Annotated in this window: 15 protein-coding genes and 1 pseudogene; 9 read left to right on the top strand and 7 right to left on the bottom strand. The window is 38.4% G+C overall.

Annotated features, from left to right (window positions below; translation table 11 throughout):
* Positions 1–29 precede the first annotated feature (29 nt).
* Together ilvC and ilvA are read left to right on the top strand one after the other, a co-directional pair.
* Positions 30–1,076, top strand: a complete 1,047-nt coding sequence (ilvC, locus tag BUB03_RS13225) for a ketol-acid reductoisomerase (protein ID WP_040995785.1) — start codon at positions 30–32, stop codon at positions 1,074–1,076.
* A 12-nt stretch (positions 1,077–1,088) separates the two neighbouring features.
* Positions 1,089–2,351, top strand: coding sequence for a threonine ammonia-lyase IlvA (gene ilvA, locus BUB03_RS13230; RefSeq protein ID WP_073063879.1), 1,263 nt, complete (start codon positions 1,089–1,091; stop codon positions 2,349–2,351).
* A 719-nt stretch (positions 2,352–3,070) separates the two neighbouring features.
* Here the strand turns inward: ilvA and BUB03_RS13235 are convergent.
* The 4 genes from BUB03_RS13235 to alaS all read right to left on the bottom strand — a co-directional run bounded on the left by BUB03_RS13235 (position 3,071) and on the right by alaS (position 10,037).
* On the bottom strand, positions 3,071–4,540 hold the full coding sequence (locus tag BUB03_RS13235; RefSeq protein WP_073063881.1) for a M20/M25/M40 family metallo-hydrolase: 1,470 nt from the start codon (positions 4,538–4,540) through the stop codon (positions 3,071–3,073).
* A 9-nt stretch (positions 4,541–4,549) separates the two neighbouring features.
* A complete protein-coding gene (locus tag BUB03_RS13240; RefSeq protein WP_073063884.1) occupies positions 4,550–4,786 on the bottom strand; it encodes a hypothetical protein in 237 nt (78 codons plus the stop codon).
* 79 nt (positions 4,787–4,865) lie between these two features.
* The gene (locus BUB03_RS13245; protein WP_228374843.1) at positions 4,866–7,247 is read right to left on the bottom strand and encodes a hypothetical protein; all 2,382 of its coding nucleotides are present in this window, start codon (positions 7,245–7,247) and stop codon (positions 4,866–4,868) included.
* A gap of 186 nt (positions 7,248–7,433) precedes the next feature.
* Entirely contained in the window at positions 7,434–10,037 is a 2,604-nt protein-coding gene (gene alaS / locus BUB03_RS13250; RefSeq protein WP_073063887.1) for an alanine--tRNA ligase, read from the bottom strand.
* A gap of 283 nt (positions 10,038–10,320) precedes the next feature.
* Between alaS and BUB03_RS13255 the strand changes: the two genes are divergently transcribed.
* The 4 genes from BUB03_RS13255 (at position 10,321) to msrB (ending at position 12,804) form a co-directional block, all read left to right on the top strand.
* On the top strand, positions 10,321–10,875 hold the full coding sequence (locus BUB03_RS13255; protein WP_073063889.1) for a sigma-70 family RNA polymerase sigma factor: 555 nt from the start codon (positions 10,321–10,323) through the stop codon (positions 10,873–10,875).
* A gap of 12 nt (positions 10,876–10,887) precedes the next feature.
* The gene (locus tag BUB03_RS13260; RefSeq protein WP_073063892.1) at positions 10,888–11,160 is read left to right on the top strand and encodes a hypothetical protein; all 273 of its coding nucleotides are present in this window, start codon (positions 10,888–10,890) and stop codon (positions 11,158–11,160) included.
* A gap of 79 nt (positions 11,161–11,239) precedes the next feature.
* Positions 11,240–11,689 (top strand): DUF417 family protein, encoded by a 450-nt coding sequence (locus BUB03_RS13265; RefSeq protein WP_040995799.1) that lies wholly within the window; start codon positions 11,240–11,242, stop codon positions 11,687–11,689.
* A 17-nt stretch (positions 11,690–11,706) separates the two neighbouring features.
* Positions 11,707–12,804: a peptide-methionine (R)-S-oxide reductase MsrB gene (msrB, locus tag BUB03_RS13270; RefSeq protein ID WP_083538945.1), complete on the top strand. Its 1,098-nt coding sequence runs from the start codon at positions 11,707–11,709 to the stop codon at positions 12,802–12,804.
* A gap of 186 nt (positions 12,805–12,990) precedes the next feature.
* Here msrB and BUB03_RS13275 read toward each other — a convergent pair whose 3' ends face one another.
* From BUB03_RS13275 to BUB03_RS13285, 3 genes are all read right to left on the bottom strand, one after another.
* Positions 12,991–13,614, bottom strand: coding sequence for a hypothetical protein (locus BUB03_RS13275; RefSeq protein WP_073063897.1), 624 nt, complete (start codon positions 13,612–13,614; stop codon positions 12,991–12,993).
* A gap of 157 nt (positions 13,615–13,771) precedes the next feature.
* Positions 13,772–14,617: an ABC transporter permease gene (locus BUB03_RS13280; protein ID WP_073063901.1), complete on the bottom strand. Its 846-nt coding sequence runs from the start codon at positions 14,615–14,617 to the stop codon at positions 13,772–13,774.
* Complete coding sequence (locus BUB03_RS13285) at positions 14,610–15,521, bottom strand: ABC transporter ATP-binding protein (protein ID WP_040995805.1); 912 nt, start codon at positions 15,519–15,521, stop codon at positions 14,610–14,612. The genes BUB03_RS13280 and BUB03_RS13285 overlap by 8 nt, the downstream gene beginning before the upstream one ends.
* A gap of 178 nt (positions 15,522–15,699) precedes the next feature.
* Between BUB03_RS13285 and BUB03_RS13290 the strand changes: the two genes are divergently transcribed.
* The 3 genes and pseudogenes from BUB03_RS13290 to BUB03_RS22120 all read left to right on the top strand — a co-directional run bounded on the left by BUB03_RS13290 (position 15,700) and on the right by BUB03_RS22120 (position 19,533).
* Positions 15,700–16,695, top strand: a complete 996-nt coding sequence (locus BUB03_RS13290) for an alpha/beta hydrolase (protein ID WP_083538924.1) — start codon at positions 15,700–15,702, stop codon at positions 16,693–16,695.
* Between the two features lie 124 nt (positions 16,696–16,819).
* Positions 16,820–18,181, top strand: coding sequence for an AAA family ATPase (locus BUB03_RS13295; RefSeq protein ID WP_073063907.1), 1,362 nt, complete (start codon positions 16,820–16,822; stop codon positions 18,179–18,181).
* Between the two features lie 233 nt (positions 18,182–18,414).
* Positions 18,415–19,533 (top strand): annotated as a pseudogene (locus BUB03_RS22120) (NAD(P)/FAD-dependent oxidoreductase).
* The last annotated feature ends 2 nt before the right edge of the window (positions 19,534–19,535 follow it).

The raw sequence follows: 19,535 nt of genomic DNA on the forward strand, positions 1-19,535 counted from the left end.
TTATTAACAACAATAAAAAATTTAAAGAAATGGCAAAATTGAATTTTGGCGGAGTAGAAGAAAATGTAGTAACAAGAGAGGAATTTCCATTGCAGAAAGCCCAGGAAGTACTGAAAGATGAAGTAGTAGCTGTGATCGGTTACGGAGTACAGGGGCCGGGGCAGGCGCTTAATCAAAAAGACAATGGCATTAATGTAATTGTTGGCCAGAGGAAAAACTCAAAATCCTGGGATAAGGCATTGGCGGACGGATTTGTTCCCGGAGAAACATTATTCGAAATAGAAGAAGCTCTGCAAAAAGGAACCATTATCTGCTATCTCTTAAGTGATGCAGCCCAGATTGAATACTGGCCGAAAGTGAAGCAGCATCTTACCCCCGGAAAAGCTTTATATTTTTCCCACGGTTTCGGAATTACCTTTAATGAACGTACAGGAATTGTTCCTCCTGCTGAGGTTGATGTGTTTCTGGTTGCTCCAAAAGGATCAGGAACTTCATTAAGAAGAATGTTCTTACAAAATCGCGGACTGAACAGTAGTTTTGCCGTATATCAGGATGCTACAGGAAAGGCTAGGGAAAGGGTAACCGCATTAGGAATAGCCATAGGAAGCGGTTATTTATTTGAAACCGACTTTAAAAAAGAAGTATTCAGTGATCTCGCAGGAGAAAGGGGAACATTAATGGGAGCCGTACAGGGAATATTTGCAGCACAATATGATGTTTTAAGGAAAAATGGGCACAGCCCTTCTGAAGCCTTTAACGAAACAGTAGAGGAACTTACACAGTCATTAATGCCTTTGGTTGCAGAAAACGGAATGGACTGGATGTATGCCAACTGCAGTACCACAGCCCAAAGAGGAGCTCTGGACTGGTGGAAACGTTTTAGGGATGCTACCTCTCCGTTATTTGAAGAACTGTATGACAGTGTGGCAAAAGGTGACGAAGCCCAGCGATCTATCGACAGCAACAGTAAATCTGACTACAGGGAAAAACTTGAAGTTGAGCTTACAGAGCTTAGAGAAAGTGAAATGTGGAGAGCAGGGAAGACCGTCCGCAGTCTCAGACCTGAGAACAATTAATTATCACCAACTATGATAAAAGAAGAAACGTATCCTTCTGTGTTGGACAATGTTTATCAGGCAGCCCGGAGACTTAAAAATGTAGTGGTGAGGACGCCTTTGGTCATTAATAACAATCTGTCGGGTATTTATGGCGCAAAAATTAGCTTTAAAAGGGAAGATCTGCAGCAGGTGAGATCCTACAAAATCAGGGGAGCTTACAATAAAATGGCAGTGATGCCCTCTGAAGATCTTGCGAAAGGTGTGGTTTGCGCCAGTGCAGGAAACCATGCCCAGGGAGTGGCTTTTGCCTGCAATACCATGAAGGTGAAAGGAACTATTTTTATGCCTTTACCTACTCCGGGACAGAAGCTGGAACAGGTAAAAATGTTTGGAGGCGATTATATAGATGTTGTTCTTTTTGGAGATACTTTTGATGAGGCCAAAGATGCGGCACTGGAGTTTTGCTGTGATAAGCAGGGAATATTTATTCATCCGTTTGATGATCAGGATATTATTGACGGTCAGGCTACAGCTGCTTTGGAAATTCTTGAACAGTCGGGCGAACCTGTTGATTATCTTTTTGTTCCTGTAGGCGGCGGCGGTCTGGCTGCCGGAATTTGTACAGTGTTCCGGGAATTGTCTCCACAGACGAAAATTATCGGAGTTGAACCTTCTGCAGCGGCCAGCATGAAAAAAGCCCTGGAAAACGGAAAGCCGGTGCTTCTTGAAAAAATCAGCCGTTTTGTGGATGGGGCAGCGGTACAAAAAGTAGGTAATCTTAATTTTGAACATTGTAAAAATGTACTCCATGAAATGGCTGTTGTGGATGAAGGATTAGTATGTGAAACTATTCTCTCACTTTACAACAAGGATGCTGTGGTGGTAGAACCCGCCGGAGCTCTTTCTGTGGCTGCTTTGAAAAAATATCAGGATCAGATTAAAGGGAAAAATGTGGTGTGCATTATCAGTGGAAGCAATAATGATATCACCCGGATGGAAGAAATCAAAGAAAAGGCTCTGCTGTATGCGGGCTTGAAACATTATTTTCTGGTGAGGTTTGCCCAGCGCCCGGGAGCTCTGAAGAACTTTGTTCTGAATGTTCTGGGACCAAATGATGATATTACTTTCTTTGAATACACTCAAAAGAATTCAAAAGAAAAGGGAATTGCTGTAGTGGGAATCGGATTGAAACAAAGTGAAGATTTTACACCATTGCTCAATAATATGAAGAAGTATGACTTTTTTGTCAATTATCTGAATAATGATCCGTCTTTGATGAATCTGCTTATTTAAAAAATTGAATTGATTTAATTATTATTGCTCACAGATTTTGCAGATTACTTAGATTTTGAGCTAAAGATTTTAAGGATTGATAGAGATGTTTTTTAGGGTAGTCAATATCGACATTAGAAAATGGAGCGTTAAGAAAATGAATCCTGTGAACGTTAAGAAAATTCTACTGTCCGAAGCGCGGGACTTTATTTGATTCTTAACATAGATTGTTACCGCGCAAGTTTTAGAATTTTTAGAGAACAGGATTTATTTTTAGCGGAAGTTTCCCAGTCTTGAACTTTTGATTCTTTTGTTTCAAGACAAAAGAGTATAGGTCTCTCGCAGATTTTGCAGATTACGCAGATTTTTGAGCTATGGGTTTAAGGATTGATCCAGATATTTTGAGGATAATCTTTATAACAGCGGCAATCTCGACATAGGAAAATGGAGCGTTAAGAAAATGAATCCTGTGAACGTTAAGAAAATTCTACTGTCCGAAGCGCGGGACTTTATTTGATTCTTAACATAGATTGCTACCGCGCAAGTTTTAGAATTTTTAGAGAACAGGATTTATTTTTAGCGAAAGTTTCCCGGTCTTGAATTTTTGATTCTTTTGTTTCAATACAAAAGAATAATATTAAATCTCTACATCATTGTGAACCCGGAGGAGATTGCTTCGTCGCTATGCTCCTCGCAATGACAAAAATAAGCTTCGGCGGCCCATCCGGGCCGCCGAAGCTTTATCTCTCAAGCGTAAAATTTGAAATAACTTTTGGACGTTCCGCCTCATTGGCTACTTTCCAGGATGTTCTGTACATCCATTCCGTCATTTTATAAAGCTTTTTGTAGTTGATATTCTCAGATTCATCCTGCGGCGTATGATACTGATCGTGCAGCACGCTGGTGAAAAATATAGCAGGAATACCGTTTTTTGCGTAGGGTAAATGATCACTTCTGAAATAGAAATACTCTGCATGATTCGGAGAATCCCAATCTTTTAAGTATTTGAATTTTGTGCTTTCGTTGTTGGCTTCCTCTGCCATTTGTACCAGTTCTTCAGAATTTTTGTGTGGTGAATTTCCACCCAGAAGGGCAGCTTCATTATTGTCATTTCTTCCGATCATATCGCCGTTCAGCACTGCAACAATTTTTTCCTTCGGAACTACCGGATGGGCGGCATGCCATCTGGATCCCAGCAATCCTCTTTCTTCTGCACCATGGAAAACAAACAGAATACTTCTTTTTCCGGGCTGTTTTTTGTAGGCTCTGGCCATTGCCAGCATGGCAACACAAGTGCTGGCGTTATCATCTGCGCCGTTGTATATTGTATCATTTTTTACGGGATGTCTGATTCCGTCATGGTCCTGATGTCCGCTCAACAGAACATATTCCTCTTTAAGCTTGGGATCTGTGCCTTCAATTTTCCCGATGATGTTTACTGAAGGGTATTTATAGGTTTCTGTGATGAGGTTAAGAGAGATTTTAGGATTATTTTTTACCCAGTCTGCATGTTCTCTTTTAATCCATAAAACAGGGATGTTATTGGTGATTTTTTCTCTCAGGCCTTCTACGCCATAGGTTCCTCTTGTCATCTGTGGAAGGACTTCAACCCAGCTTTTTTCGGAAATATCATCGGTGATGAAAATAATTGCTTTAGCTCCCAGCTCATAGGCTTTATTGTAATATTTAGTCCGTACAAATCCGGGATATCTTCTTACAAAAAGAGTCATTTCCTTATCTATATTTTTATCGGAAGCATTTACAGCAAGGACTTTTCCTTTGATATTCAATTGGGAAAGGCCTTCAGGTTCTGTATTTCCGGCATAGACTATTTCAGAATCAACGGAGGAGTTTACAGGTTCTGCCACCAGAAAATCTTTCCATAGCTTAAGGCTGTTGTCTCCGATTTTTAAACTGCTTTGAGGAATCACCTGATGCCTGTACATATCAAAAAACTGGAAAAATGTACCATTATCGCCGGCTGGTTTCATCCCGGCTTCTTTAGCTTTATCAGCAAGCCACATGGATACTTTTAATTCATCTAAAGTTCCTGCCTCGCGTCCCCAGAACTGATCTGCAGCAAGCTCATACATGTCTTGTCGAAGATCAGCTTCTTTGATCGCGGAAACCAACGGCTTTTTATAATTCTGGGCATTTCCGAAACTAAAGAGAAGAAAACCCAGAATAGAGAATATATAATTTTTATTCATCTAAAATTTTTAATTGAAGTTAGCCAATTTATCTGAAAACTGTTTTGAAAATTCTTTTCTGTCTTCCTCCAGTTTTTCCTGTTCAGAAGGAAGGATATAGTTGAAAAGGATTTTGCTTTCATTGTCCAGAAATATAATTTCCTTTTCATTGCCGTCGATCATTTGTGAAAAAATTTCCCACATCGAGGTATCTTTTAATTTTAATAATTCAAAAAACTGTTCTGCTTTTATTTCTATTCTCTGCATATTTTGATTTATGTATTTATGTATTTATGTATTTATGATGTTGACTAAAGTCGAAGGAAATTTTAAAGTTTGGCAGGCTTTAAAATTCCAGAAGTTTCAGTTTAAACTGGATGGCAAAATTCTGTTTAAAATTGGGAGTGGTATAGTAACCGACCCTGTAAAATAATCCTAAATTGAAATAACTGGAAAGGAAATTGTTCCATTCGAGGCCGACTTCCTGGTAAAGGTGGTCCAGTTTTCTGAATTTAAAATCATGGTATTCCGGATGCTTCATATCTCCGATAGTTCCTCTTAATACGAAGTCAAAGCTGGAAATATTCTGCCCGAAACTTTTGAAATACAGAGGAAGCTTGTGGGTGAAATAATAGGCAATGAATTTATCATTATAATATTTTCCGCCTTCCAGCGTAGCAAAGCCCAGGTAAGAGGTAAGGTTGAAATTAAAATCCTTTTTCGGAGAAGCCAGCCCGTTCATGGTAAAATGCTTCCATATCGGTGCTTCACCAAATACTATTCCTCCATACAGCCTGAATCCTGTAGTTCCCAGCATGGTTTTGAAGTTATGGACGAACAGTGCATCAAAACGGGTATAATTGAAATCTCCACCCAACATTTTGTAACTCTGTTCATAATTGAAATACAGCTCAGGATATTTTTGATCAATGATCGATTTTCCCTGAGGCGTCATGATATTGGTAGAGTTCGGTGAATATTTTAAGGTGAACAGGGTATTGAAATTATCAAATTCTCCGCCTCTTCCTCTGAAGGCATAATCAAACTTAGCTTCTTCAATGTTTCTTTTTGCGGCAAAAACCAATGTCAGTCCATTGGTGACATCGTTCAGGTAGGATAGGGAAGCACCTCTGAAATGATAGTATTTATCATTATTAATGTTATTTCCGTAATTCATTGTCCTCATCTTGAAATTCCAGAGCCTTCTGTAGAACTCTCCCGATGCTGTTACATCGTTGTAATATTCAATCCTGAAAAATGAATTTTTGTCCAGGGTAGTTTTCATATCCAGCCCGATTCCGTACTTCCACTTATCATCCTTAAAACCATACGCAAAATAATAATCGGGTGAAAAATAGGGATTGAAAGTCTCATTCAGTTTAGCTTTTAAACCTACTCTGAAACCTTCATACAAGTTGTAGTTTACAATTTCGTCTACTGCAAAATCTACGATACCCATCCTGATCTGCCCGTTGATAAGGCCGGTCAGTACTTTAGCTTTGCTGTCGATATTATACTTTTTGCCCAGGCTGTCGATGGTGGTGTAGGTGTTTTTTTCCCTTTCCGTAAGGGGTTCGGTCCTGTACTGGTCCAGCAGACGTCCATCTGCATTTTTTACAGAAAAAGTATAGCCTTTAAAATCACTTTTGGTTTCTTCAATAGGTGACTTGAAATCAAAGTAAGTAGAGGTAAGGAAAGCATAGGTTCCGAAGCTGGTCTTGTCTTTCTTTTCAGGATGTTCCTCCGTTTTCTTTTTGCTATCCTCTTCCATAGCCACCCTGCTCATCCTGAGTTTTACCTTTTCCTGGGCCAGGAACCATTTGTTATTATAGAAAACCCAGGTACTGGTAATGATGCCGTCGTTTTTATTCTTGCTGAAATTTTCAATCTTCTGGATTCCGTAGGTTTCCGTATCTATATAAATGGCGCCGTTGTATTTTCTTTTTTTGTCCTGTTTTTTGTAATTCACTTCACGGAAGCGGATCACAAACGTTTTTCTTCCGTTCACTTCAATGGTATCGGAAAGGAAAAAGCGGTAAAGGCCTCTGTTTTCCTGCTTGATCTGGTTTGGAATTTTATCCCTGTTGCTTTGCTGCACAGCGATCATTTCATAAATAGGCTGCTTAAGGCCTGAAATTCTGTTGTCCAGAATATTGATTTTTTCACCATACTGTTTGGCATACAGAAACTCCTGGGCCCTTTCCCATAAGAAGAGCTTGCTCTTTGAAAAGATTTGTTTTGCCGAGATATTGCTTATAGAATCTTTCTCTCTCTTTTTCTTAAAAAAATCAGTATCGTTGAAGAATTTATTAAACTGGCTGATGCTGTCCTGATCTATATCCAGAGAGACTTTTTCGTAGGATTTAAAAGAATAGGAATCTAAACTTTTAGGTGAATTTTCCTTAAATAACCGGTTGACTTTTTTCAGGATTTCCAAAGCTCTTGGATCACTACGGTCTTCAATGACTACTGTTTCAATATCAGTAGTTTTTGATGTTTTTCTCAATAGGGAAACTTCCATATCAGCCTCTACGGAAGCCGTTTCTTTCTGGTAACGTTCCGCCTGGATTTCAATGGTGCCGCACGATGCCTTAAATTCCAATGAACCCTGGATGTCGGTAAATCCTAAAATTTTTCCGTCGCAGGATATTTTAGCATTGGATATTGGTTTCTGGTCAGTTTCGTCAATGACCCTGATCTTTGATTGGGAATAACCAAAGAAGGACATTAAAAAAAACAGTAAGAGTAAAAACCTTTTCATGCAAAAACTAGATCAAAAGTAATGATATTTCTTGTTGTGAGAAAGTTTTTATGATGAGTTAATAGATGATTTAATCTAAATTTTTAATAGAAAAAAAGAAAAACTCCCGGAGATTTTCCGGGAGTTTAGTATTTGTTATTAAAGAATATAATCCTAAACAGTTAAAGCCTTTTGGTAAGCATTTTCCAAACCGTCAATGTTTTTACCTCCAGCAGTTGCGAAGCCAGGATTTCCGCCGCCGCCGCCCTGGATCTCTTTTGCAAGATCTTTAACGATAGCTCCGGCCTGGTACTCTGCAGCAAGGTCATCAGACACCCCGACAGTAATCATTGGTTTTCCGTCGGCATTGGAAAGAATAATGGTTACGGATGAAGGAATCTCTTTTTTCAGCTGGAATACAATATCTTTTACAGAACCTGCATCAAGGGAAGTTTTCTTCACCAGCAGCTGTTTGTTTCCTTTCTGCTCGTAAGCATTCTTCCAGTCTCCGATTTCTCCTTTTGCCTTTTCCTTTTTGAAGGCTTCAACTTCAGCCTTTAATGAAGCATTTTCCTCCATCAGCTTTTCGATGGATTTTACAACATCTTTGGATTTCAATAATTGGGAAAGCTCAGTGATTTGTTTTTCCAGATTGCTGAAGTATTCCTCAGATTTATCTCCGGAAATGGCTTCAATTCTTCTGATTCCCGCAGCAGCTGAACTTTCAGAAACAATTTTGAAATGGCCGATCTCGATGGTATTTTTTACGTGGGTTCCCCCGCAAAGCTCTTTTGAGCTTCCGAACTGGATCATTCTCACATTGTCGCCGTACTTTTCACCGAACAAAGCCATAGCTCCTTTATCCAAAGCCTCCTGAATAGGGATGCTTCTGAATTCCTGTAAGGCAATACTTTCCTTGATCTTATGGTTTACTTTTTCTTCTACCAAAGCCAGTTCCTCTTCCGTCATTTTATTGAAATGGGAGAAGTCGAAACGAAGGTAATCCGGGCCTACGTAAGAACCTTTCTGTTCCACGTGAGTTCCCAGAACCTCTCTCAGAGCTTCATGTAAAAGGTGGGTTACAGAGTGGTTGGCCTGAGAATTTTTTCTGTCAGCAGCATTTACTTTGGCATAGAAAACAGCTCCTGCATCTTTCGGAAGACCGTTGATTAAAGAGATAATCAATCCGTTTTCTTTCTTAGTTTCTAAAACCTCAAAGCTTTCAACAGCATTTTCCAGAACTCCTTTATCGCCAACCTGGCCTCCGCCTTCCGGATAGAAAGGAGAATTGCTTAATACCACCTGGTAAAATTCCCCGTCTTTATTTTCTACTTTTCTGTATCTTGTAATATAGGTTTCAGCTTCAATCTGGTCGTAACCTACAAAGTTTTCACTTCTTTCCTCCAGTGTTACCCAATCGTACACTTTCTGGGCAGAATCAGCTTTTGAACGAAGTTTCTGTTTCTCCATTTCAGCTTTGAATCCGGCTTCATCAATCGTCAAACCTTTTTCTTCCGCAATAATTCTCGTTAGATCATCAGGAAATCCGTAAGTATCGTACAATTCAAAAACTTCTACACTTGGTAATACTTTTGAACTGTCTGCAATCGTTTGCTGAATTAATTTTTCAACTCTGATCAAACCGTTTTCAATCGTTTTTAAGAATGAATCTTCTTCACTTTTTATTACTTCAGCAACCAGTTTTCCCTGTTTTTCAATTTCAGGGAAGAAAGATCCCATCTGCTCCTGAAGCACGGCAACAAGTTTGTAAAGGAAAGGTTCTTTTATATCCAAAAACCGGTAAGAATAAGAAATTGCTCTTCTTAAAATTCTTCTGATCACATATCCGGCACCTCCGTTTGAAGGCAATTGTCCGTCTGCAATAGCAAAAGCAACAGCTCTGATGTGATCCACCACAACGCGGATGGCAATATCTTTTTCGTCCTCTAAAATTCCGGTGTATTTTTTACCTGAAAGTTCTTCCACTTTAGCAATAAGCGGTGTGAAAACATCGGTGTCATAGTTGGAAGATTTTCCCTGAAGTGCCATACAAAGACGTTCGAAGCCCATTCCTGTATCCACATGCTGTGCAGGAAGTTTTTCCAGAGATTTGTCTGCCTTTCTGTTGAATTCCATGAAAACCAGGTTCCATACTTCCACTACCTGAGGATGGTCATTATTAACTAATTCAAGTCCTGAAATTTTAGCTTTTTCTTCTTCACTTCTTAAATCAACATGGATTTCCGAGCATGGTCCGCAAGGTCCGCTTTCACCCATTTCCCAGAAATTATCTTTTTTGTTTCCGTTGATAATCCTGTCTTCAGAAATGTGTGATTTCCAGAAATCGTAAGCGTCCTGGTCTCTTTCAAGATTTTCGGAGGCATCCCCTTCGAAAATAGTTACATATAAATTCTCTTTTGGAATTCCGAATACTTCAGTCAGTAATTCCCAGGCAAAAGCAATAGCATCTTTTTTGAAATAATCACCGAAAGACCAGTTCCCCAGCATTTCGAACATGGTGTGGTGATACGTATCTCTACCTACATCATCCAGGTCGTTGTGTTTTCCGGAAACTCTTAGACATTTCTGTGTGTCGGCAATTCTTGGGGCGGTAGGTGTTTTGTAGCCTAAGAAAAAATCCTTGAACTGCGTCATTCCTGAGTTGGAAAACATAAGGGTAGGGTCGTCTTTCAGCACGATAGGAGCTGAAGGAACGATCAGGTGGTCTTTACTTTTAAAATAATCTAAAAATTTTTGACGTATCTCTTGTGATGTCATAGTATTGCTTTGCTTTTAAAACTATCAGATTTTTGATAAGATGCAAATTTAATGTTTTTAGGCGATTTGTAATAATTTTATGCTATGTTTTGAATGGTGTGGTGTATGGTTACTATTTAATGGATTTTAATGCATATGAAGAGTTTCATATTTAATAAACCCAATGATGCGGAATAAAATTTTGTATGGTATCATTTAACTTTTTATATTCGTTTTAATATTAAATAAAGACTTTTAAGATTCAGGTCTGCCGGGGTTATAAAATAATATCAAAGGATAAAAAATGACGAAAAACGAAGTGCTGAAAAGCTGGGTAGAACATTATTCCGGACCTCTCCTGAAAAGAGCGGTCTATTTACTTTCAAACAAAGAGGAAGCTGAAGATCTGGTACAGGAAGTTTTTTTGGCTGCATTTTCGTCTTACGGATCTTTTGAAGGGAAAAGCCAGCCGCTGACCTGGCTGAATGCTATTTTAAACAGGAAAGCTGCAGATTTTTACCGGAAAAAATATAAATCCGAACCTCAGATCAATCTGGATCATTTTTTTGATGAGACTGGTTCATGGAAAAGTGACAGTGTTTTAAATGACTGGAATGTCTCAGAAAAAGAAACCGAGCTGCTGGATAATGATGATTTTAATAAAACCCTGGAAGATTGCATTGAGGATTTGCCCGCCAGATGGAAGATTCCACTGAAAATGTATTACCTTCAGGAGAAAAAAGCACCCGAAGTAAGTCAGGAATTGCAGATTTCTGCGACTAACCTGTGGAAGGTTCTTCAGCGAAGCAGAATGCAGCTGAGGGAATGCCTTGATAATAACTGGTTTGCCAAACTATAACCATACCATAACATGTTGAGAAAATTAATTCATATTCTGTTCCTGCCATGCAGCAAAGCAACCTTACTGATGGAAAAGAGGAATGCACAGCTCATCTCCCGAAAGGAAGACCGGCAGCTTTCCATGCATTTAAAAATCTGCAAGTGGTGCCGGGCTTATGAAGAAAAGCTGAAAATCCTGGATGATATTTTAAAAAGAAAACGTTCTCACAAAGAAAATATTGAAATAAATGATTCTGATATTCAGTATTTTAAAAATAAAATTTTAAATAAACTGGATATTTAAATAAAATACTGTCAGGATTTTGAAATGGTTCCGACTATACTTTTGAAAATAATAAAGTATCATTCAAAATCTAAAAGACATGAACGGAACATCAACCATTAACGTTGAATCTGCAACGTACAAATCAGGGTATTATATTTCGCTTTTCGGGGCCGCTTTGATTCTGCTCTGGATCGGGATATTCAAATTTACACCCACAGAGGCTGCTGCCATCAAACCTTTGGTAGAAAACCATTTTCTTACTTTTTTCGTATATAAAATAGCAGGGATTCAAGCGGTGTCAAATGCTATCGGAGCGATAGAAATTATCATTGCATTACTACTGATATTTAGTGTGAAATTTGCATCTCTAAGGAAGTATGCCGCGATCGGGATGATAGTCACCTTTCTGGTAACGCTGAGCTATCTTTTTACAACCCCCGGAGTCTGGAAAGTTGTAGATGGAGTTCCTGTCACAGATTTCTTTATACTGAAGGATGTGATGCTGTTAGGATTTGGTTTAATGATCTTACAAAACAATAAAAAGTAATGGATAAAAAGAAAAAAATGAAAAATATATTTATCGTGCTCGGAATTATTCTGGGTGTCGCAGTTTTTGCTGCAGGATCGGGACTTTTTAAGAATTCTAAGTCCAAGGAATTAACAAAAGAAAAGGAAAATGAGGAAATTATGGATAATAAAAATGTAAGAGAAATTTATTTTGCAGGGGGATGTTTTTGGGGTACGGAACACTTTTTTCAGCAGATTCGAGGGGTTGTAGGAACTGAAGTAGGCTATGCCAACGGAAATACCCAGAATCCTACTTATGAACAGGTGGTGAGCCATACCACAGGTTTTGCGGAAACAGTGAAAGTAAAATATGATCCTGACCAGGTTGATCTGAAGTTGCTGATTGATCTTTATTTTAAAACAATTGATCCTACAAGTCTTAACAAACAAGGAAACGACAGGGGAGATCAGTACAGAACGGGAATTTATTTCACAAATAAAAGAGATGAAACCGTAGTGAAAAATGAAGTGTCGAAATTGTCTGCCAATTATTCCCAGCCTGTAGTGGTAGAGACTGTTGAACTGAAAAACTTCTATAAAGCAGAAGATTATCATCAGGATTACCTGGATAAAAATCCGGGAGGTTACTGCCATATTGAACCGGGACTTTTTGAAATGGCTAAAAATGCCAACCCGCTTCCTGAAACAAAATACAAGAAGCAGGACAAAAAAGTGTTAAAAGAAAAACTGACAGCAGAACAGTATAACGTGACTCAGGAAAACGCAACGGAAAGACCTTTCCAAAATGAATACTGGGATGAAACACGTGAAGGAATTTATGTAGATATCACAACAGGGGAACCTTTATTTATTTCTACCGATAAATTCGAATCTGGTTGCGGATGGCCAAGCTTCTCAAAACCGATCACCAAAAAACTGATCGAAGAGAAAATGGATAAATCTGCAGGAATGGTAAGAGTTGAAGTAAGAAGCAAAACCGGAGACGCCCACCTTGGACATGTTTTCACAGACGGTCCTGCTGATAAAGGAGGACTTAGATATTGTATCAACAGTGCATCGCTGAAGTTTATACCGAAAGCAGAAATGGAGAAAAAAGGCTACGGAGATTATATCTCTTTGCTGGATAAAAAGTAATATGAAGGAAGACCGCTGAAAAGCGGTCTTTGTTTTGCCTAGGATAAAATAAATATAAAACTCTCCCGCAGATTTGTAGATGAAGCAGTTGTTTGTGTTTTATTAATTAAACCTTATAGGTTTCTAAAACCTATAAGGTTTATTGTATAATTAATAACCAAGACAGGCTCCAAAATAAAAGACCTTTTAGTACTGAATTTGAAATCTTTCTTTTATACTGAGCATTGAAAAATTCAAAAGGAACAGAAATCCAAAGATAACATAAAATGACTGTTTGGGAAGGTTCTTTACAAGGTTTTCAAGATCAGAAAAATTGATGTGATCTCTTATTTCATGATATTCGCCTCCAACCGTACATCCAGCACTGGAATAAATATCTTTATTAGGATCTTTATAAAAATGAACGGCAAAAAAATGACCGGTTTTTCCTACATCAACACCAAAGGTTTCCTGTTGGGCAAGTTCCATAGTACTCATTAATGATATGAAATCCTGGTAACTGTTATGATCATTAATAATAAATTCAATTCCCGTCTCTTTTTCATTTCTAGCCTGGAGTTTTTTCAATTCTAAAACATAATATTGCTGGTTTTGAATAGCTGTATTAGGTTTTACTACAATTTTTTTGTAGTTCCAATTCCTGTAAGGCTCAAGCGTATTGTCTAAAGTATCATTGTATTTATGTTTTGCCGGAATTCCCAAATCCATCACCGTATATTGTGGATGAACTCTCTTATTTCCATAATACCAGAACAGCAGCGGAATGAGTACAGCGCTGATCAGTCCCGGCAAATAATAAATTTTTTTCATTTCTGTCCTTTTGATAAAATTAACGAAAAATCGAATACCTGAACAAGGAAGAATTCATTTTTAACATGATGTATCTGTTAAAAACAAAAAAGTGATCCTATGGACCACTTAATCTTTAAATTTTTTAATCTTTGAATATTTAAATTAAATTGTAAATCTACCAATCCCTTTTTCTCAATATCCAGTAAGAGCCCGCAATAAAGATCACAGACCAGATGATACAGGCGATCATACTTTCTGTAGGATAGTGAGCTTCATACTTTACGCCCATTACTTTAACAAGATTCAGACGCATTAAAGGATTGGGGATTAGATTAGACATGCTTTCCAAAGGTAAAAGGTTGGTAATGAAAAAATCATTTTCAAGGACTGCTTTTCTCTGCTCTCCCTGCATTCCGCTTAGTTTCTGGTAAGCCTCAATCCCTGTTAAAATCTTTTCAGCCACCCAATAAGCAAAGAAACCAAGGAATACAAACATGGATTTTCTCAGCAATACCGAAAGGAACATCAGAAAAGAGAAGAATGTAAATAGTTTCACAAAATAATTTACGATATAATAAACCTCCTCATACGTTTTTGCAGGATCGGTTACTTTGGAATATTGATGGCCCAAAAACATCGTGATGATAAACACAATCAGTGTAGAAACAGTCGTAAAAATGGTGATCGTTAAAAGTTTTGATCCTATAAATTCCTTCCTGCTCAGTCCGTCGATGGTGTTTTGCTTAAACATCCTGTTGGTGAATTCCTGGGAGATTGAAAAAACAATGATCAGCCCCAGGAAAATTTTCAGCAGGGCAACAATCCATGTGGTGAAGTTCCATATTTCAGGGAAATTATAAATTCCCTGTTCCTTCAGATTGATGGTTCCTCCGAAAACATCCAGATCTACCAGCCCGATAAACAAAAGAGCAATCAGAATAGCAAAATAAAGGATGGTGAAAATCTTGAACGGTCTGTAGTTCAGATTTTTATAATATTCTAGTTTGAGTAATTTAAGCATGGGTATTCGTGTTTTTTACAAGTTCAAGGAATTGGGTCTCTAAGGACAGCTTTTTCTTTGTTAAATGAGAAAGATAGATTCCCTTTTCGGCAAGTTTCTGGTTTAATGTCGAAGCAGATACCGAAGCATCCTCACGAATCTGGGCTTTAATGATCTCACCTTCGGTTTTCACGGCGCTGAACCACTGAAGTTCTTGCAGAGCATTTAAAAGCAGCGTGTTGTTATCGGCTTTTAATTCAAAATACCCGTTATTGGCAGTCATCTCATCCACTCTTCCGCTGTAGATGGCATTTCCTTCTTTCAAAACAATAACGTGGCTGCAGATCTTTTCAATTTCGTCCAGAAGGTGGCTGGCAATGATAATCGTAATGCCCTGTCTGGCAATATTGCTGATAATATCCCGGATCTGGATAATTCCTTCCGGATCCAGACCATTGGTAGGCTCATCAAGGATCATCACCTCCGGATTGTTCAGCATGGCAGATGCGATGGACAGACGTTGCTTCATTCCCAGAGAATAGGTTTTGAAAGCATCTTTTTTTCTTTCCAGCAGGCCGACTGTTTTTAGAACTTCGTCAATCCTTGTATAAGGAGTTCCTTTAATCTCAGCTACTATCTTAAGATTGGTTTCGGCATCCAGATAAGGATAAAAATTGGGCTGCTCAATAATAGCTCCTATTTTTTTCAGGGTTTCCGGATCCGTCCCTTTTTTACCAAACCAGTACCAGTCTCCGCTGGTTGGGTTGATCGTGGACAGCAGCATTCCGAATGTCGTTGACTTCCCGCTTCCGTTGGGACCTAATAAACCATACACATTTCCTCTTTCTACATCAAAGGAAATATTATTTACCACAGTCCTTTTGAATTTTTTGGTTAAATTCTTTACTGACAAAATTTTTTCCATGTAATTTGTTTTACATAGTAGTAGTCTGTATAACTGAAGAATTGTTACAACCCCTGTTTTATTCTGATTCATTAAAATACAGTGGAATGTAATAATGATCAGCCTGTTATTGTCTTAAGGGTGTAACTATTTCCCCGGAACAGAGACCCATTAAAAAACAATTACTTAAAAAATAACTATGAATACCCTTAAATGGATAAAAAGAATACTGATGGCCTTGCTATTAATCATCTTCCTTTTGTTGATGGCCGGATTTGTTTTTGAAAGAATATCCCGTTCAATAGCTGAAAAAATAAAGCCTGACGGACAGTTCGCAGAAGTTGAAAACCATAAGATGCATTACCTGCAACAAGGGAAAGGAGGTCCTACAGTAGTTTTTGAAACCGCTTTCGATCCTGCGGGGCATTTACAGTGGTATCATATTCAGCAGAATCTTCCGAAATCCTATACCACATTTTCCTATGACAGGTCAGGAATTTTATGGAGTGAAAGAGGAGCAAATCCCAAAACAGGCGAGAAAATGGCCGAAGAACTTCATACACTTCTGGAAAAATCCAAAGCTCCCAAACCTTACATCCTGGTTGGGCATTCTTTCGGAGGAATGCTTACCCGTTTTTTTGTTCAGAAATATCCAAAAGACGTTGCTGGAGTGATCCTGGTAGACAGCCAGTATCCTGCTGATGAAAAATACCTGTCCCCGCAATTATATAAAATGGTGAATCAGGGCCTGCCGGGCGGGTTTTTAAAATTTGCCAATACATTCGGGGCAGCAAGGCTGATGTTTAAAAATATGTTTCCCGAAAATAATCAATATCAATATCAGAATTCTGTGATGCCGGCCCTGCTTTACAAAAGTGCCGATGCTACCCTGGAAGAGCAGGATCACATGAAATCTGTTAAAACAGAGGCAGCGGCCATCAATACCTTTGGCTCTGTTCCTTTGTATGTTATTACGGCAGGAGATAAAACAAAATATGACAGTTTCATTAAAGATCAGAAAATAAAAAATGAAATGCTGGGGGCATGGGACAAAATGCAGAAAGATTTGCTGAATTTATCCACCGACAGCAAACAGATTATAGCTGAAAAAAGTGGTCATTACATCAATCAGGACCAGCCGGAAGTGATAGAAAAAGCGGTAAATGATATGGTTGAAAAAGTTTCCGTTCAATAAAGAACTCCCGGCATAGACTTCTGTTTTTTGACAGCTTTGGTGGAATATGAATATTTATTTTACCATATTTTCAATAGATTTATAAGATTAAAATATTAAATTTGATTGAATTAATCGGTAGTTTATGAAGTTAATTGAGTTAGCCAAAGAGCTGAATGTTTCCGCAGAAGCCATCAAGCAGTTTATCCAGGATTTTGACCTTGAGCTTGGTGAGTGTATCAGTACCAATTTTGAAGTAAAAGAAGATTTTGAAAAATTTGCCCGCGAGAATATGGATTTTTTAAAGCTTTATGAAGAGGATCTGGACAAAAATAAAACCGTGGAGCAGATTGCAGAAGTGATCAATCAGCCTAAGGATAAAGTGGAAAAAGCCATCAAGGAAACCAATCCCAATATTTTTGATAACGGATTTTTCCGCTCATCGATCTCAAGCTATGGTATCGATAATAAACTAGGTGGAAATTATCAGTTTGTCTATGATTATTTCGGACAGAAAACCAGCCTGAAGTATAGAGACTTTATTGGCTACAGGGATTTGTTCTTTTACATATCAGGCGTTTTGGAGCCCTTCCTGAACCCTCAGCAGATCAAAGACTGGGGAATTCACAAACCTGCGGGAATTGTCCTGTATGGACCTCCGGGAAGCGGGAAAATCTTCTGGGCAACAAAAATTGCAGAGATTATCGGGTATCAATTTAAAGAAGTCAAAAAACATTATCTGGGAACCTCTTTCATAGACGGCAATAAAACCAATTTCAATGATTTTCTGCTTACTATGATGAAAGAAGAGAAAGTGCTGCTTTTCCTTGATGATTTTGATGAGATCATGATGGAAAGAAGGGCAGAAACAGACCTTGCTTCCTGCAATCTGGAAACCCAGGAACTGATTCTTCATTACATCGGCAAATTTGAAAAAGAAGAATTGCTGATGGTAGGTTCCGCCAATTCTGTTTCGGAGATAGATGAAGAAATTCTTGCTCCGGGAAGATTTGATGTGATGATCCCGATATTCCCACCCAATGCAGCAGAACGTTCTGAAATTATTCTGTACGCGATGACCAAAGAGCTTGAAGAAGATTCCCTGCTTTATAAAATTCTTAAAAAGAACAAAGCTGATAAGGTTCCGTTCTGGCATGAAGTATCGTCTAAAATGAAGGCATTCAGCAATACAATGCTGATTGATTTTACACAGAGCCTTAAAAAACGTCTTAAAAATCAGTACCAGCGAACCCGAAATGAAAATATTAAGATTGATCAGCAACTTTTAGATGCAGCGTTAAGAGACGCAGCCGGAAAACTTACCGAAGAATACCTGGATCAGGTTGCAAGATTCCTGGCAGATACAATCATCAATAATTTCGATGAATTTAAATTCAGAATCCAGGCCCTGAAAAAAGAACTGGATACTTACAAAGCCGTTGAAGAGCCGCGAAGAGCAATCGGATTCCAGCATAATGAGGAAGAGGACGGTAAGTCACAAGGGTAACGTAGTGGCTGGTTACGAGATTCGAGATGCGGGGTTTGTATGGAGAGTTAGAGTATTTTAATGTATGAATGAAACTTTGTAACACTATAAATAACTTTTATAATGACCAAGTTTAAACTTGTACCTGCATCTTACATCTACTATCTAAAAACCTCCAGTCTGAAATCTGATATCTAGCATCTGACATCTACATCATCATCAATACATCAATACCTTTTACATTTTACAAAAAAATGAACAGCATTTGGGAACTGGAAACCTTTTACAGGAAAAGAGATATTGTTATTATCGGTGCCGGATTTTCCGGGCTTTGGACAGCCATATCCATTAAAGAAAAATATCCGCAAAAGACTGTTCTGATCATTGAAAGAAATACCATTCCGTTAGGCGCTTCAACCAGGAATGCGGGTTTTGCATGTTTTGGAAGCCTGACAGAAGTAATTGCTGATTCCCAGAAAATGGGATGGGAAAAGACACTCGAATTGGTTAAAATGAGATTCGAAGGACTTCAAAAAATCAGAACCTGTTTCAAGAGTAACGAAATAGATTTTGAATTAAGTGGCGGATACGAAATTTTAAATAACAGTGAACCCCTGCAACATTTAGATGCTGTAAATGAAAAGCTGAGAACCATAACAGGCCTTGAGCGAACCTATGTCCTTAACCAGAAAAAAATAACAGAATTCGGTCTCGGAAAATCTGAATTTTTGATTGAAAATCCCTGTGAGGGAAGTCTGCATTCAGGGAAACTGCTTCAGAAACTCCTTGAAAAATGCCATTAGCTGAAAATCGAATTTCTTTTTGGAACCGATGTGAAAACGATTGATGAAAATCCGGATGAAATAAAGATCCATATTTCAGAAAATCTTGCTGTGGAGGCTGATAAAATAATTTACTGCACGAACGCATTCAGTTCAAAATTTCTTGAAAAAGAGGAAATTATTCCTGCACGCGGACAGATTCTCCTGACAGAACCTATTGACGGACTGAAACTCAGAGGAACCTTCCATTATGATGAAGGATTTTATTATTTCAGGAATCTGGACAACAGAGTTCTCCTGGGTGGCGGACGAAATCAGGATTTTAAAACTGAAGAAACAACGGATTTCGAAACCACAGAATTTCTGCAGAAACATTTGGAAAATTTTTTACGGGAAGTCATTTTGCCCGGACAGGACTTTAAGATTGCGCTTCGCTGGTCAGGAATAATGGCAATAGGTTCAGAAAAAACGCCGATTGTAAAACAAATTTCGGAAAGACAGTTTTGTGCCGTAAGACTTTCAGGAATGGGCGTTGCTTTAGCTCCGAAGATTGGTGAAATGATGGCTGAAATGATATCGATACTTATCTAATA

Source organism: Chryseobacterium oranimense, assembly GCF_900129755.1.
GTDB classification, from domain to species: domain Bacteria; phylum Bacteroidota; class Bacteroidia; order Flavobacteriales; family Weeksellaceae; genus Chryseobacterium; species Chryseobacterium oranimense.